Origin of the sequence: Nostoc sp. ChiVER01, assembly GCF_034531155.1 — a bacterium.
GTDB lineage: Bacteria > Cyanobacteriota > Cyanobacteriia > Cyanobacteriales > Nostocaceae > Nostoc.
On record NZ_JAVRBS010000002.1, the window covers coordinates 20,667 to 36,309 of the forward strand.

General features: G+C 39.9%; 18 protein-coding genes and 1 tRNA gene. 3 read left to right on the top strand and 16 right to left on the bottom strand.

Annotated elements, in window-relative coordinates:
- Positions 1-12 precede the first annotated feature (12 nt).
- From RMY00_RS02390 to RMY00_RS02400, 3 genes are all read right to left on the bottom strand, one after another.
- Positions 13-1,830 carry an aminotransferase class I/II-fold pyridoxal phosphate-dependent enzyme gene (locus RMY00_RS02390; protein WP_322646044.1) on the bottom strand — a complete coding sequence of 606 codons (1,818 nt, stop codon included), beginning with the start codon at positions 1,828-1,830 and terminating at the stop codon, positions 13-15.
- Between the two features lie 175 nt (positions 1,831-2,005).
- On the bottom strand, positions 2,006-2,941 hold the full coding sequence (locus tag RMY00_RS02395; protein WP_322646045.1) for a LicD family protein: 936 nt from the start codon (positions 2,939-2,941) through the stop codon (positions 2,006-2,008).
- A gap of 1,278 nt (positions 2,942-4,219) precedes the next feature.
- Positions 4,220-4,468 (bottom strand): hypothetical protein, encoded by a 249-nt coding sequence (locus RMY00_RS02400; protein WP_322646046.1) that lies wholly within the window; start codon positions 4,466-4,468, stop codon positions 4,220-4,222.
- 393 nt (positions 4,469-4,861) lie between these two features.
- Here RMY00_RS02400 and RMY00_RS02405 point away from each other — a divergent pair, with 393 nt between their 5' ends.
- Entirely contained in the window at positions 4,862-6,064 is a 1,203-nt protein-coding gene (locus RMY00_RS02405; protein ID WP_322646047.1) for a site-specific integrase, read from the top strand.
- A gap of 55 nt (positions 6,065-6,119) precedes the next feature.
- Here the strand turns inward: RMY00_RS02405 and RMY00_RS02410 are convergent, their stop codons facing one another.
- From RMY00_RS02410 to RMY00_RS02425, 4 genes are all read right to left on the bottom strand, one after another.
- A complete protein-coding gene (locus RMY00_RS02410; protein ID WP_322646048.1) occupies positions 6,120-6,692 on the bottom strand; it encodes a hypothetical protein in 573 nt (190 codons plus the stop codon).
- A gap of 230 nt (positions 6,693-6,922) precedes the next feature.
- The gene (locus RMY00_RS02415; RefSeq protein ID WP_322646049.1) at positions 6,923-7,435 is read right to left on the bottom strand and encodes a hypothetical protein; all 513 of its coding nucleotides are present in this window, start codon (positions 7,433-7,435) and stop codon (positions 6,923-6,925) included.
- 234 nt (positions 7,436-7,669) lie between these two features.
- A complete protein-coding gene (locus RMY00_RS02420) occupies positions 7,670-7,900 on the bottom strand; it encodes a hypothetical protein (RefSeq protein WP_322646050.1) in 231 nt (76 codons plus the stop codon).
- A gap of 129 nt (positions 7,901-8,029) precedes the next feature.
- Positions 8,030-8,908: a hypothetical protein gene (locus RMY00_RS02425; RefSeq protein ID WP_322646051.1), complete on the bottom strand. Its 879-nt coding sequence runs from the start codon at positions 8,906-8,908 to the stop codon at positions 8,030-8,032.
- Between the two features lie 374 nt (positions 8,909-9,282).
- On the opposite strand from RMY00_RS02425, the gene RMY00_RS02430 reads away from it, so the two are divergent.
- A complete protein-coding gene (locus RMY00_RS02430; protein ID WP_322646052.1) occupies positions 9,283-9,483 on the top strand; it encodes a hypothetical protein in 201 nt (66 codons plus the stop codon).
- A 451-nt stretch (positions 9,484-9,934) separates the two neighbouring features.
- Here the strand turns inward: RMY00_RS02430 and RMY00_RS02435 are convergent, their stop codons facing one another.
- From RMY00_RS02435 to thrC, 9 genes are all read right to left on the bottom strand, one after another.
- Entirely contained in the window at positions 9,935-10,201 is a 267-nt protein-coding gene (locus tag RMY00_RS02435; RefSeq protein WP_322646053.1) for a hypothetical protein, read from the bottom strand.
- Between the two features lie 29 nt (positions 10,202-10,230).
- Positions 10,231-10,380, bottom strand: coding sequence for a ribbon-helix-helix protein, CopG family (locus tag RMY00_RS02440; protein WP_322646054.1), 150 nt, complete (start codon positions 10,378-10,380; stop codon positions 10,231-10,233).
- A 95-nt stretch (positions 10,381-10,475) separates the two neighbouring features.
- On the bottom strand, positions 10,476-10,658 hold the full coding sequence (locus RMY00_RS02445; protein WP_322646055.1) for a plasmid mobilization protein: 183 nt from the start codon (positions 10,656-10,658) through the stop codon (positions 10,476-10,478).
- Positions 10,658-10,891: a hypothetical protein gene (locus RMY00_RS02450; RefSeq protein WP_322646056.1), complete on the bottom strand. Its 234-nt coding sequence runs from the start codon at positions 10,889-10,891 to the stop codon at positions 10,658-10,660. The genes RMY00_RS02445 and RMY00_RS02450 overlap by 1 nt, the downstream gene beginning before the upstream one ends.
- 228 nt (positions 10,892-11,119) lie before the next feature.
- Positions 11,120-11,806 (bottom strand): hypothetical protein, encoded by a 687-nt coding sequence (locus RMY00_RS02455; protein ID WP_322646057.1) that lies wholly within the window; start codon positions 11,804-11,806, stop codon positions 11,120-11,122.
- Positions 11,807-11,818: 12 nt separating this feature from the next.
- The gene (locus tag RMY00_RS02460) at positions 11,819-12,049 is read right to left on the bottom strand and encodes a hypothetical protein (protein WP_322646058.1); all 231 of its coding nucleotides are present in this window, start codon (positions 12,047-12,049) and stop codon (positions 11,819-11,821) included.
- A gap of 201 nt (positions 12,050-12,250) precedes the next feature.
- Positions 12,251-12,321: transfer RNA gene (locus RMY00_RS02465), tRNA-Cys, on the bottom strand.
- Between the two features lie 301 nt (positions 12,322-12,622).
- Positions 12,623-13,213: a chromophore lyase CpcT/CpeT gene (locus tag RMY00_RS02470; RefSeq protein ID WP_322646059.1), complete on the bottom strand. Its 591-nt coding sequence runs from the start codon at positions 13,211-13,213 to the stop codon at positions 12,623-12,625.
- Between the two features lie 237 nt (positions 13,214-13,450).
- Entirely contained in the window at positions 13,451-14,542 is a 1,092-nt protein-coding gene (gene thrC / locus RMY00_RS02475; RefSeq protein WP_322646060.1) for a threonine synthase, read from the bottom strand.
- 859 nt (positions 14,543-15,401) lie between these two features.
- Between thrC and RMY00_RS02480 the strand changes: the two genes are divergently transcribed.
- A complete protein-coding gene (locus RMY00_RS02480) occupies positions 15,402-15,593 on the top strand; it encodes a hypothetical protein (protein WP_322646061.1) in 192 nt (63 codons plus the stop codon).
- Positions 15,594-15,643: the final 50 nt, after the last annotated feature.

Below are 15,643 nucleotides of genomic sequence, written 5' to 3' on the forward strand. Positions count from 1 at the left end.
AATACTTGTATTTTATTTTAAACTAGCTACAACCTCTCGAAAAGCTTTGAGAAAAATATCATTGTCAGTAATACTTCTAACAGCTAGTCTTAAATAGAATTTTTTACTACTAAAGCGACTGGATACATCTTTAACGTATATACCATGTGCGGACAATAATTTTTGAGTCAAGTTATTTTTAAAGTTTAGATCGTAGTCAAGACAAAGCAGTAAAAAATTTCCGCCACTAGAGTAAACTTGTTTAACGCCAGGAAGTGACTTAAGTTCCTTAGCAAATTCTTCGCGGTCTTCTTTAGTTTTTTGGAAAGATGCTTTTATCGTCTCTCGATGTTTCAGGATAATTTCTAAGAAGTATTCAGCTAGGGAATTTATATTCCAAATGGGTATGTGGCTACGGAGATAAGCATTAAAAGCTTTGTTGTCAGTGTAAACATAACCCAAGCGAATACCTGGAACTCCTAGTATTTTACTTAAGCTTACTAGTAGAATTACATTAGATAGTGGAGCGTTTTCGAGTAAAGGTAGAATGCTTTCTTGGTCGGAGAAATTAATAAATGATTCGTCTAAAATCACTATTTTATCAGGATGAGTAGCAGCAAAATTATAGATCCATTTTGTTTCCAGTAAAGAACCACTGGGGTTATTAGGGTTGACAAATACAATAAAATCACAGTTTTGAGCTTTTTCAAGAATTTCTGTAGTATCTATTCCTATTCGATCTGAGTATGTAATAGCTTTAGGAAAAATTCTACTATACTCACCGAATGTAGGACTAGGAAGCAAGCCTCTAAATTCAGCTAAGTATTGTTCTACAATCGGATAAACTTGGGAAACACCATTTAGAACAGTAACCTTCTCCTCCTGACAATAAAGATAGGTAGCAAGTTTACGGTTGAGAATAGTTTGGGTAGAACCATAGTTTTGAACTAGAGATACCAGGTTGTTTTTCATTTCAGATAAAACAGAACTGGTAGGAAAATACATATTGCGGATAAAGCAATAATCAAGAATATTATAGTTCCAATAGCCTCCGTAGGAACTATCTAAAATAGTCTTCTGCTTAGATTTATCAAAGATAAAATGAGCAATTCTTAGATCGTTAGGATCGTCAATCTCAGCCCATTTTTCTGACTCACCTACAATTTCAACAAAAATATCTTCTTTTTGTAAGTAAATAATTAATCCCACAATCAGTTCATAGTAGCAATTATCATCAATAGTTTGAGCGTAGTATTGGAGTATTTTTCCAAAAGAACTATTGCAAAATTCCTGAGAAAAACGATAAATATTTAAAGTTTTATATTTGTCACAAAAATCAAAGTCAACGTCTTGGAGATGGGGAGGGATAACATTCGTGATGATTTTTCGTTTCGATATAGTAACTACAGTCCCATCCATACCACTTCTGTAGCGATCAACCAAAGCAACATTTTTATACGACGATTTCAGTAAACGCTCAAGAATAGCTGGTTCAAAGATTAAGTCACATTCAATCAGGATAATATCCTTATCTATACACAAATTTTGTAAAGCTAAAGATAAGGAGTAAATATTGTTTGTTTCCCCATATCTTTCGTTATGTACGTAGTTAATAGCTAAATCGGGATAATTTTGCTCGATATGCTGTTTTATCTCTGCAACTCGATAACCTGTCACAATGGTAATATCAGTGAGATGATACTCAAGTATCCCGTCAATAATTCTTTGCAGAACTGTTTTCTCGCCAATTTGCAATAGGGTTTTGTGAGTTTGGTAGGTGAGGGGGCGCATTCTCCTGCCATATCCAGCCGCCAAAATGATTACTTTGAATTGACTCTGGTCTGCCTTCATTTGATGATATCAGTATTTGTCAATTAAAAATTGAGTTTTTCTACCTGCGATCGCATTAATACAATTCATCCTTACCTATTTAAGACTACCGGGTTTAGTGAAGTAAGTAAATAAAAAGTGCAAATTTTCAAGGATTGGGACGAGCAAGCGTTACCTGCACCGTATCGGTATCCTTCTACAATTGCAATTGACCGGGACGAATGTAAAGCAAAGCTGCGAGTAAATATTGGCTCTGCTCTAACTTACGCTCTTGAGCTTGGTTTAGCATCTTAAATATAATATTCAGCTCACTCCGAGCAGTAGTTCCGTTCTGAATACGACTTTCCCTTAAAATTTGATGAGATTTTTTCATAAGCCCTGAGTATGTAGTTTTAATTTCCTCAGGTGGGATACTCATCCAGAAATCAGCATTTTGTTTTCTAGCCTTTTGTAATGCAGACAATATATCTGGATCTAAAGGGTTTCGTTTATATTGCTCAATTAAGCTATATAAAACTTGTATATAAAGATGAGAAATTATTTTCAAGTTGCGTTTTAGCGATATTTCTGGTAGCTGTAACCAAGGGGCATCAATGATATTTTTTGGTGAAGTCCAATCCCAGTCAGGCTCTGAAATTTTCCAAAAATTTCCATATACCCAACTTAAATACTTTTCTACATCATCAGGAATATTAAATTCATTTTCTTTAAAGATGATTTTTTTAAATTTTGTCTTTGGATAAGCAAATTTAACCAGTTCATATTTTAGCTCATTGGAATTCTCGATCAATTCATGTGTCTTTGCCCAGCAGGCGTACCATATATAATCTTTCTCTTCATAAGCAAAAAATAAATCTAAATTAATTCCATTTTTATAAACTGACAATAGTAAACCTTCTGCTTGAGTTCCCCTTGTTTTAACTTTAAACCCTTGAATGGCAAAAGATTCAGCAATTTTTTCAGTGTAATCTTTGGCAAACAATGCGATATCAATATCTTTATCGTGTTTGATAAAATCATTTTCCCGATAATAACCCAAAAGCGTACCATCTGTTAACCAAAAATGAATTCCTAAAGTATCTAAAATTTCTTTTGCTTCAATTAAATTTAAGGTTGCTTCAGTATTATCCATGACTTTATTTTTTTACTCTCTTAACTTTATTAAATCAAAACTTAGTGATACCCTAGTTTTTCGACCTTACACCAAATCATTGGACTGATGCCCAGGATAAAAATATGAAGATGATAAATTACAAGTTGTTCAGAATTTGATATTGGGTCATTTTACCGTATTGCCAGTCCCATCTTCCCAAAAAATTCTCTCCAACAATTTGTCACATGCGACAAATAATTATTAACTGGGCATAAATGTTGCCTGAGTATACAAAGTCCAGCCGAGTGTCGTTTATACATCATCCGGTTTTGATATATCTAACCATCCTGTTATAAAAAAAGTTCCTCTTCTGATAGTCCCTCGATAGTTTCAAGTTCTCCCCATTGTTCGACTTACTCTAGCCTTGATAGTTGATTATTTTCAGCTGACTGTGTTGCTGGAAGACTGTTAATCTTTTCAAACATAAAAATTATGTAGAACTATGTAGATACAAGCTCTTAACTGCATACTTAATAGGTATGCAGTTAAGAGCATAATCAAGGGTTAGCATAAAACATCCTACTTTTCCCACTTTTTCTACTTTACTAAATAAGTAAAACTGTAACCAAATATACAATCATTCACTTGTTAAGAGAAATATTGAGTATAATTACTATCTCTATTAATTGGCTAACTCTCGATTCAAAATTCCAACCCCCTAGAACAGAAATTCTATTCTTCTGTTTATCGATAGATTTTGGTAATTTCACTCTTTCAAAGAATATCTCTGCATTATTTTCTGTCACTCCATCGCCTCATCAAAGAAGTGTGTTTTCTAGCACTTCAAGGAACTCCAGTTTTCAATAATTCTAAAATCTCGTTTCTGCAATAATTTCTACACATACTGGTGTTGCTTACGCTCTTTTGTGTCAAAACTGAAGGATGGGAATTCGTTGATAGTTTCAAATAAAAATCTAAACTTCTTCCAGCAATGTCTTCCAGCAATGTCTGTGATGACATCTGAATATCAAACTGGGTTGGGTAGAAAGGTTGACTTTCAGCCGGAAATTTGTTCAACCAAAAAAAAGATGCAGTTCATGTCTGGGAACTTTCTTGCAATGTTATGTCCAAGCTAGTTGTATATATCTCTCTATTATCAGTGGTGGACACGGCATTTTCATCACGCTTTAATCACCCCTGAAAAATTACCTCACGCCCATCGTCAGCTTCAACAAACTGGTAAACACGCTCACGATTTTCTCTTGCCCCGAACCGACCAACATAATTCAACTTTAGACCCACCTTATCCAGTAACTTCTAAGCGATCGCAATTGGAGTATATTTCTCCGAAATAGAAAGCTTCAAGTAAGTTTTAATAACCTGCCTGTACTGCACCGCCAACGCTTTCAATTGTTGCAACTGTGGATCAGAATCTCGTAACATTACTCCAGGTGAGAGGAACTGTAAGATATTGAGACTTTTTAACAACAAGACTCTGCCTCGTTGCTTTAGTGCTGCATCATAAACGTTCCAATTTTTAACTTTATACTGGGCTTTGGTCTTCATCGTTGGGCTAGGCGGCAAGCGAACATAGGCGATAGGTACAATTTACCATTTTGCCTATTCACGCAACAACGCCATATTGGGGTAAAAACCTTTGCCTTACATATTTACCCCAGTTGTTTGCCCAAACTACCCAAAATTACCCCAAAAATCTCGGAAGGCTCTGGAAACAAGCCCTACAACTCGCATAAAAAAAGGGCTTTTAAGCCCTGTAATGCTTATATTTCTTTGAAGGCGGCACCCGGATTTGAACCGGGGGTGGAGGTTTTGCAGACCGGTAGTGTCTACCCTTTAGCCCCAAAAGTGCCCATGCAGTCAACAATCTAGCAATAATCGCTTGACTTTGAATATCAAAATGAATATCATTATAGGGAGATAGAGGTTAGTGATATTCAGATGGGTATAGCCAAGACAACTAGGACAGCCAGGGGTAATGTAGGTGTTGAGGAGTTCAGGGGTAAGTTAAGGCTCCGGCTACCTCGGTCAGTAACACCACAGGGTAAACAAGCCTTCATCAGTACTGGGTTAGATTCAAATGATATTAATCGGCGGCGAGTGGATTCAGTAGCCAACTGGATAGAGGAAGAGATAATCACAGGGCAGCTTGACCCAACCCTTGAGCGCTACAAAGAGAAACTAGAGAGCTATAAGAAACCTCAGTTAACCCTGGTTAACCCCAGGACTCCTCAGACAGACATCATGGGGCTATGGGAGCAATACTGTGCCTACATGAAACCGCAGCTAGCCTCCACCACATATAGGCGCGATTATGCCAGAAAGTACACTAACCATATTAAGGGGCTACCGACAAAGGACTTAACCCAGGCGATCGCAATCAGAGATCACCTGTTAACCCAACTATCCCCTAATGCTGCCAAGAGAGTACTAACTTACCTAGCTGCCTGCTGTAAATGGGCTATGGGGTCAGGACTGGCTAAGGATAACCCATTTGCCGGGATGTCAGAGGATATCAAGCTACCAAAGCATGATTCAGATGCCATTGACCCTTTCAGTAAGGCAGAAATGAACATCATTATCAAAGCATTTGAGGATACCCGGCCCCACTATGCCCCCTTTGTAAAGTTCCTATTCTGGACTGGTTGCCGAACTGGCGAAGCGATCGCCCTACAGTGGAAACATATAAACCCTGAATGCACACAGATTAACTTCTGTGAGTCCTATGATAGCCAGTTAAATATTAGGAAGGGGACTAAGACGGGTAAGGCTAGGAAGTTTCCCTGTAATGCCCAAGTTAGGGAACTGTTGTTATCCATTAGACCCCAGGATATTAATCTAGATTCCCAGGTGTTCACTAGTCCCACTGGGGGAATAATCAGCAATACCCGATTCTCTACTCAGGTCTGGAAAGGGGGAAGGACAAGTAATAAAAACTATAATGGGGTTCTGCAAGGGTTATTAGATGCTGGTAAAATCGAGCGCTACCGATGCCCTTATAACACCCGGCACACCTTTATTACTCTAATGCTGGCTGAGGGGTTAACAGTCTCAACAGTAGCTAAGTTAGTAGGTAACAGCCCTGAGATAATCCTGAAGCACTATGCAGGTAATACAGTGCCCTTGACTCTACCAGAACTTTAGTAAACTGGTTAACCTATGAAGAACCCCTGGAATGATCCGGGGGTTTATTAGTTGTTTACAACTCTCTAATGAAATCTAGCCAACTATCCAGAGGTTTGAATAAGTGCCTGGGGACTGCGTAGGATAACTCCTGGGACTTGACTCTTAGCCAGCTAGTCTCTCTGGTTAGCCTATCCGCCTCTGTTACCCTGGCTTCCCCCGTGGTGCGATCGATGGCAACTATGAAGTGAACAGGGAACTTGTATCTGGCCCATCTGGTTGCAATACCGCCTACCAGTATGTTAGGGTTTTCAAATATGCCTGATTTAGACTTGACCTCTAAGTTGTAACCTTTACCACTGTGGATAACTCGGATGTCCCTTTGGTACTTTGAGTACAAGTCTTGGGCTAACTTAGACTGACTCCGCGATCGCCAGTTATCCGGGTCAGCCTTGTAACTCCCATAAACCGCCCTGTGGGTCATGTGATGGTCTACTTGGTAAACTTTGTCTAAACCTTGAGTCTTCAAATGCTCAGTTAGGCTGTATTCCCATGAGTTACCACAGGCTAACCGGGATTCCCATGAGTCCCTAAAATAATCAGAGTTTCTACTAGCACCATCGAGTGCTAGGTGTGCTATAGTGGACATAGAAGTTATTTAAAAAGTTAAGTATTAGTTAATGTCCCTGTGGGTAGCTGGTAACTACTCATAGGGTTTTGCATTATGTGGTAATGCTTATGTATTCTTATATAGTCAAATAGCTCAAAGGGGGGCTACGGGGGGTATCAAAAATCCCCTAGAGGTATTTGTATCTCTAAGGGATTCTAGGGGTAATCTAGGGTAATCTGGGGTAATCTGGGGGGTTCTGAGGGTTTTACCTAATCATGAGGTAGATTTCCCTCATCATTCCCGTAATGTGCCCAGTTGTCCCCGGTATACTCAGGAGTGCCCAGTGTGTCCTCTAGGCTTCCAATATTGAAGGTTACATGAGTCACTGGGTCAGGCTGGTTGTACTGTAGTTGGTACTTCAGAAGCCCTGATGCAGTCTCGATCATTTCTCGTAGTACCCTGGCGGTGCTTAAGTCGCCAGTGTCCTTAAAGGAATCACTCAGGACATCCACAGTATATAAGGTAGTCTTCAGTAGCCCCTTGAGCTTGTCTGAGTTCGATAAGTCATCATAGCTGTTAGGGTCTACTGGGGCAGTTAGGGTAGCCTTGGGTAGTGTCTTATCCTTGTAGCCATAAATCTGCCTAGCTGTTACCTTATGACCTCTGGCTACTAGCCATTTGGCGATCGCTGGTGCTGGGATGCTTTTAGCTAGCTGTGCGTCTACAGCTTCCCTGATGTCATCTGGTAGCAACTCGACTACACAGGATTTCTTATTAGCCATTATTTACCCCTCCGTTGTACCCTAGATGCAGCTTGCTTGCGCTCTAGGATATTTAGGAGCCTTTGTCTTTGCTCTGGGGTCAGTTTCTTGTATAAAGCTTTCTGTGCAGTATTTAGGGATTTTAAAATAGCTTGTTGTTTAGGGGTCATTGGTTATCCTTGGGTCTTTGGTGTTGTCTGTATACTCATTTAGTCCTTTGGATATCCCCCTAAGTCATCCAAAAGGTGTATTGGTTTAAGTAGGTTGAATGCACTCTAAAATCAACTCATAGGTGCTACTATCTAGCTCATCTCTGGTCACATATACCTCAGCAGTCTCTAGGCGATCTCTTCCTTCATCAGTTAGGACAACAGTGAACTCATCAGCCTCTAGGAAGTTATCTGTCTGCTTATCATCTTTGTAGCAAAGGATAAAATCAATCTCATAACCATATACCTCATGTCCATCTAGGTTTAGTGTTGGCATAGTTAGTTAATATAAATAGGGTACTTATGCGGATTAGCTGAGTTCCTTTTGAGTCCCTGGTTGAGTCTATCAAGATTATCAGGTTTCGTTGTGATGACTCATGGGGCTACATGGGTAGCCCTGTCCTGATTAGTTAGTTACTTTAGCTTTTGATGCATAGTCGATGGCTTGGTAGTAGCCTGTTTTACTCCACATATTATTAGAATCTTTAATGAAGTGCGTCCAGACTCCCTCGATACAGATGTCTAGTATTCTTCTGGTAACTAGGTCTTTGTGGTCTATGCCAAAGGTTTCGTGTAAGTGTTCTGGGGTAATGCCGGGGTCAAAATCCTCTATAAACTCCTCATCTTCGCTTACCCTATATTTGTAGGGATCTTTACCTCGGCCTCCGTTAGCCTTAACTTCCTCTTCCTCTATAGCCCAGGTTTCCTGGTTATATCCATAGGTTGTACCCAGTGGACTTATAAAGTAACCCTCTGGGCTAAGTGTTAAATCCTCTAGATCCGTAGCGATGATCCAGAAGGACATTCTGCCTGTCTTTGTCTTACCTTCTCTGGTTATGATACCTAGCTCAGGGTGGTATCTGTACTTATCTTTTTGCTTACCGCCATCTTTGCTCCAGTATTGCTCAATATACTTACTGGCAACTAGTATTGAGAACCTAACAGTTGATTGTTTAGTTACCTCATACCCTGGCTTAAACTGATGCTCTGGCTCATCTTTTTTCTTGGTTAGTTCTTCCTTAATGGCTCTGTTTTCTTCGCTAAGTTTGTGAATCTGAGCCTGTAGCATATCAAGGGCGTTTTTGATGTCTAAGGCTGCCTCTGTGATTGGTCTGTTACCCTCTAGTTGTTCTTTGACTTGCTGTGCAGCATCTAAGGACTGGTAGACCTTCCCAGATAATGAATCCTTAATCGCGTCTATGATGAACTGGTGTTTACTTGTGCCAGTTGTTTGTATAACTGCTTTGATCTGTTGTTCTAGTTCTTCAGTTAATCTAAGAGTCATGTTAGCCATTTTCTTCCTATCCCCCACTTTTACTTGGTACGATACCATGATACCATATTATATATAATCTGTCAGATTTGGGGTGATCGCTAAGGTTAGTTGTGAAACCCTTGCTGTACTTAGGTTTTACTTTTACCCCTCTCTCTTTATTGGTGTCATACCAGATACCACTAAGAAATAAATCATAGAAATATTCTATGGTTACTATAGAGTTTTATTTATGGATTTATTGGGGGTTTACTGAGATACTTGTCCTATCTCTCTCTTACTAGTGGTGTAATACCAGATACCATACGATATGATACCGCAGGATAAAAAATGACATTCTAAAGATATCAGGGTATAATGATATATAGTTATATAGTTGAATGGTTATGAAAAAGTACACAACACTACTCAGACTTCCAGAAGATGTTAAGGGGTTACTAGAAGCCGCCAAAGCTATTACAGGTAAGTCTCAGCATCAGTTAATCATAGAGGCTATTCAAGAGGCTCTAGGGGGCTATCCAGCCGCCCAGCTTACCATTTTAGACAGACTAGATAAAATAGAGGCTCAACTATCCACATCAAAGTAGCCAATAATACTTATACTATCCCCACTTATTCCCAGGTAATACCTGGGTTTTCTATTTGGTATCATATCGTATGGTATCTGGTATGACACCGCCAGTAAGAGAGAGATAGGATACTATTAGATATTTTAGAGGTATTTAGAAGTATTTAAGGTATCTGGATATTATTAGTGGTATCTGGTATGATACCAGAATAGAGAGGGGGATAATACAAGGATTCTAGATTACCCCTACCTTGATACTAAAATGTTGGTATCTGGTATGACACCAATAAAGAGAGGGGGATAGAATAGAAGTTTGACTGATTAGGGTTATTAAGAGCCATTATTTAGTTTCTTGGGTTATTTGAAAGCCATTATTTGAATCCTTTGGTTATTTAAATCTGTTATTTTGAATCTTTGGTCTTTGGGGCAACTAGCTGGTTACTGGTTGCCCTATTTGGTGTCTGTGTGAGCTATTTGCCCAACAAGCGCTTCCCCTCATCTAGGGTCTTGAATAGTTGCTCCCATGCTTCGAGGTGTTCATAATCCTTCTCCTCAAACTTATAGAACCACTCCCAATCTTCAGGGTTGTACAGTGGGTACTTGGCTTTCATCTCATCATCAGATAACTCAAATGAAAGATCCTGCCAGAACTCAGCCCCATCATAGGTAGGGTCTGCTTTCGATACTTCATTTGAAGCCTTGGTCATCTCGATCATTTCTGCTACTGAATAAGCCATTTGTCTGTTCCTTTGGTTGGTTAAGTATCCTAGTTATTGTTCTCAAGGTATTGAGCGATCGCATCCCTAATAATCTCTGAGATGGGCTGCTGTCTTTTATCCCCTAGAGCTATTAGCCTTGTCTGTGTGTCAGTGGATAATCTGAGGGTTTGCTGTGCGTCTTGTCTTCTTACTTTCATTGGTGTATTCCTCTTGTCTTACCTATAGTCTGTCAGATCCAATATTCAACAGTAGAATCAGGGTTCTAGCCTCTGGGCATCTCTGATTTCCCCTGTTAAACCTTAAGAGAATCTAAAGATATTCCTAAATCTGCCTTAATCGCTTTCAGTACAGTAGACCGGACATAACTAGACATCCCCTGGCCTGTTTCAGTGGCAGCCTGGGACAGTAGTTCATGTTCTTCCTCAGTTAGCCAGACCTGTAACTTAACTTTCCGGTTAGTTCTCTGGTTAGTCATTATTCGCACTCCATATCATCTAAGAAAATATCCTCTTCACCCTCAATCGAAGGTAGGCTATCGACATAAAGATCCCATAAATCAATAAACTTTGACCCCTGGCAAGTATATAAGGTCTTGACTGCTGACTTGACCGATGGAATAACTGATAACTTCTCTAAATCCGCCTTGTCTAGCCCGATGAGGTATTCATCTAAACCTAAAACTACTCTGGTAAAAACTGGGAGTTCCATTGTTCTTTTTGTTTTTTAGTGTACTCCCATTATAACTACAGTAAGTTATTGTGGCTACCCATAACTGGCACATTTAAGGCATAAACTGGCATACAGGGTTAACCCTTGTACAATCATTCTGGTATTTTATGCTGACCTAATCCACCCCTAGAAACCACAAAAGAATCCCCAGTGTTCAACTAAGACTACTGGGGAGGATATTTAAGGATATAAAATGCTCTGTGCGTTCTAGTAAGCTCCGAATAATCCCTGAAGATAAATCAGGTCATCGACTGTTAAATCAGCCGCATCAGGTAGTTCTACCGGGTTAGTCTGAGACATCTTATTTACAGCTACAAGCCCCTGAACATACAGAGGAAATCTATCAGCCAAAGTAGCCTCGCAGGGTAAATAAGTTGGGTCTTCAAAGATGGAATCAAGGACAACATCAAACCATTCAGAACCGCCCAATGGGTCAAAGTCCGCGCCTTCTTCCCCATGTAAGGTAGTAAGTACAGCCTGATAAAGTTCTTGAGGACTATTAAAGGACTTGGCGTTCCAAGTCAGACCGCCATTACCAAATCTAGCTGTCTTTGATTCAACTCCATAATGCTTATGGGTCAACAATGAGATCACAGAGGAAACAAAGAGTTCTTGGGCTTTCTGTTGACCATAGATGTTAAAAGTTCGCTCATAGACCTTTCGGTAAGTCTCAGAGTCCAGATTATTATACTCGATGGACTTCTGGACTAATAAGTTAGCTGTTCTACTAGTAAGTTCTTGGCTAACTTGGCGCTTAAGTTGCTCTTGGCGTGCCTTGTCTGCCTCAGCTTTAATAATCGCCTTAGCTTGGTTTTTGGAAAGTTCTAAAGCTTCTTCTTCCGCCGCTAGTTTAGCTAAATGGGCATCAAGATCAAAATCATTTTTGTACAACATTTTAGTAATCCTTTAGTATTTTTCAGAGTTTAATAAATGCTGGGTTAGGAAGTTCAAGACTTGGGTATTTTCTACCAGTTGTACTTCAATGCGTTCTAGGGCTTCCGTGGTCTTATCTTGGCGATCGCCGAGGTCTTTAATGTCCTTCCGAAGTTGCCTGAGCGATAAGGTATCGGATTTGGGCCGCCATAGAGATGTTATTTTTGTCAGCCAGTTTCTTGAGTTTGTTAAATATATGTTCATCGAGGGTTATAGGTAGTTTTTTGTTAGCCATAAAATGCTCCGTATATAAATAACAATGTCAAGTTAGATATTGGTCTGGATATCCTAAGTTAGTCAAATAAAAAACCCTCTGGGGTTAACCAGAAGGTTTTGAATATCACTTTGAATATCAATAAAGCTTTTTATTTGGTTTTTGACTGTCCTAAAAGGCTGAAAGCCTTAAGGCGGCACCCGGATTTGAACCGGGGGTGGAGGTTTTGCAGACCTCTGCCTTACCACTTGGCTATGCCGCCACAGCAAGATTCCCTAAACTACTTTACTGTTCCTAAGATGTCTTAGTATCCATTCAGTAGCCATAGGGCGCTAGTTAAACCATGATAGCATAGGATTCTGAGGTAAAGATAGTTGATTAACTGGATGTTTCTAGTAGTCATTAAGCGATCGCTAGATGGACATCATCAACCAAATCTAAAGTTTTTGAGGTAGAGATAATAGGATGGTAGTCTTTATGTGATCACTAAAGAGTCCTGATTACAGGTTGACCATAAGTTATGAGTTATGAGTTTTAACTCCTCACTCCTAACTCCTGACTTCTTACACCTTGACTTCATCGGCAAAACTACTCCATCTAACAAAGTGAAATGGGCCGGCGATAGAACCCCACAGATGTTCATCAGTGTCTAAATCTCTTCCCCGATCAAGGCTGAAAAATTCTTTAGCGTCAATCTCAAATTCGTTATCCAGATAAGTGTTTTTGCCGTCACGAAACACAATGCAGCATTTTCCAGGTTCAACCTTACCTTTAAAGCTGTTACCTGTCCACTCTACAACCATGTTGCAACCTGACATTCTTTCCAATTGGTCAATGGATAAAACTTTTAAACGTTCGGGATCACGAGATGCGCCGTAAAATTTTTGTTCTTCTTTAACCGTGTAGTGTTCAATAACAATGTGGTTTTCTGCCGGAATCAACTTCATTACCCGCATCCGGTACGGTTGATTGAGCATAAAATCATAAGCTTGTTCGAGAAACAAACTTACTCCTGAGAACAATTCCAACGGAAGGGGACGGATACACACGCGAATGTGCGCATAAAAAGGCGGATTTTCAAAAGCTTGTTCTTGATTGCTAAAGTCAGCTGCCATCCACCGGGCTAAAGTGGCAATATCAGTAGAATGAGTCACGTCGCTTTGCTCCGAATTCAAAATTCAAAATTCAAAATTAATAATCCTCATAAATAAATTTAAAGGCTTGTATTATGAGTATGTTTTGGTCATTACAGGATGATCAACTAGTGTTTGAAAATTATCTAGGATTATTTTGACACTCTTTAGACTGAAAAATCCTGCTTATGATACCTTTGATGGGGTTTAGCTACGCAATTTTTCAATTAGCTATTACGATCGCTTTGAGTTCCATGCTTAAAATCCCATCGCTTCAGCTACTGCACCCAATTTTGCTGCAATACCCTGTTTAAATTGACTTTGATTGTGTTTAATGGCTGTATCTGGGTCTTTTAGACCATTACCGGTAAGGACACAAACCACTGTTGCCCCTGTAGGAACTTGGTCTTTTACCTGCAACAATCCGGCTACAGAAGCGGCGCTAGCAGGTTCGCAGAAGATACCTTCTGATGCTGCCAAAAGTCGATAAGCTTCGAGAATTTCGGCATCGGTAACGGCTTGAAAATTTCCCTGACTTGCGGTTTGGGCTGCAACAGCTAATTCCCAACTTGCAGGGTTGCCAATCCGAATTGCTGTCGCTAGGGTTTCGGGATTTGCTACTGGCTGACCGGTCACTAAGGGCGCTGCACCTGCGGCTTGGAATCCCATCATTCGGGGTAAGCGATTGCACTTCCCATCTTGATGATATTGACAAAAGCCCATCCAATATGCTGTGATATTTCCCGCATTGCCCACGGGAATACACAGCCAGTCTGGCGCATCACCCAGCGCATCGACGATTTCAAAGGCTCCTGTTTTTTGCCCTTCTAGGCGATAGGGATTGACGGAATTTACCAAAGTCACCGGATAGCTTTCAGCCATCTCGCGGACAATTTCTAAGGCTTGGTCAAAATTTCCTTTAATTGCCAATACTTCTGCACCGTACAGTAAAGCTTGGGCTAATTTACCCAGCGCCACATAACCGTCGGGAATCAACACAAAGGCATTCATGCCCCCACGCCTTGCATAAGCGGCGGCGGCGGCTGAGGTGTTACCCGTGCTGGCACAAATTACTGCTTTTGCGCCAGCTTCCTTAGCCTTGGAAATTGCCATAGTCATCCCCCGGTCTTTGAAGCTGCCGGTGGGATTGAGACCATCATATTTTACAAAAACCCGCACTTGTCTGCCAATGCGTTCTGCGATCGCAGGCGCTGGTATTAAGGGTGTGTTACCTTCCAACAGAGTGACAATCGGTGTTTTTTCGCTGACAGGCAAATATTCGCGATAGGCTTCTATCAGTCCGGGCCAGGGTTGGCGATGAGATTTAGCAAGAGACAGGCTCAAAGTCACGGGATTTAAAATTTCTTAATGTAAAGGATTGGATATTTAGAAAGGGTGGCATAGGGAAAGGCTGAATCGGGAAGAGGAAGAAAACAAATTTTTCTTTACCAGTTTCTAGTTAAGAGTCCCCTAATTCCAAAAGAATATTATTTAAGAATATTATTTTTTGTGATGCAGGCGTTTGATTTTGCCATTTTTATTTTATTTCGACTGTGAGTTTATCATAACCGCCATGACGAACTGGGGATGCTGACGGAGTGAAAAATGATAGACAAATTCTGTGGGACTTACGTAAGAACTCTCTGAAACACTTATTCCTACTTTACAAAAAGCCAATTTTTTGACAGGCGATCAACCATTACATGATGTATATTTTAGCACTTTAATTTATCCATTTTTTTAGTTAAAATACGCAGAAAACTGCCTTACCCTTGCGGTAATTTCATCCTTCTCCTGATAAAGCCACTCTTGCTAGCTTGCTTCTACATTCGTAAAGTGTGCCGTAGGCAACTGGTACAAAGACTTTACACGAACAACAAGTGCTTTACCTGATTTGGCATAATTTAATATAATTTACAGAAAATTTTTTACGTAAATTGCTCAGTAACAGCAATGAATAATTAATACAACTATAATTAGCAGACTATCTAAATTAAGTATTGCTAAGTACCATTGAGTGAACAGAAGCTTTGCACACTTCGGGCAATGTTTTCTCAGGAACACAGCCATTATTATCGCTGTCTCTTATGATTGAACCTGAAATCCATTAGAGTAATTGATTGAAAATACACAATATTTTAATAAAGCTTAAAAAAGCAATATTATAATATTTCTAATGGTGTGAGTTAAGTTTTGGATTTAATTAGCGATGCCTACTTGTTTACCTAGTGTTTCCGATCGCGAGTCCCACGCTAACTGGGTCAGTAAGTTAACCAAGTCTTATTATCAAGACGATCAGCAAGCTAAGTTGATGCATTTACAAGCAGAGGTAGACTCTCTGTTACAGCACTTAGAAAATTTGAAGCAGCAACGTCTAGCCGAAACCAACCAAAAAGAATAGTTCAATTTTGGAGATAGCGATGTCTACGACGGGCTAGGCCTACGCTTTTC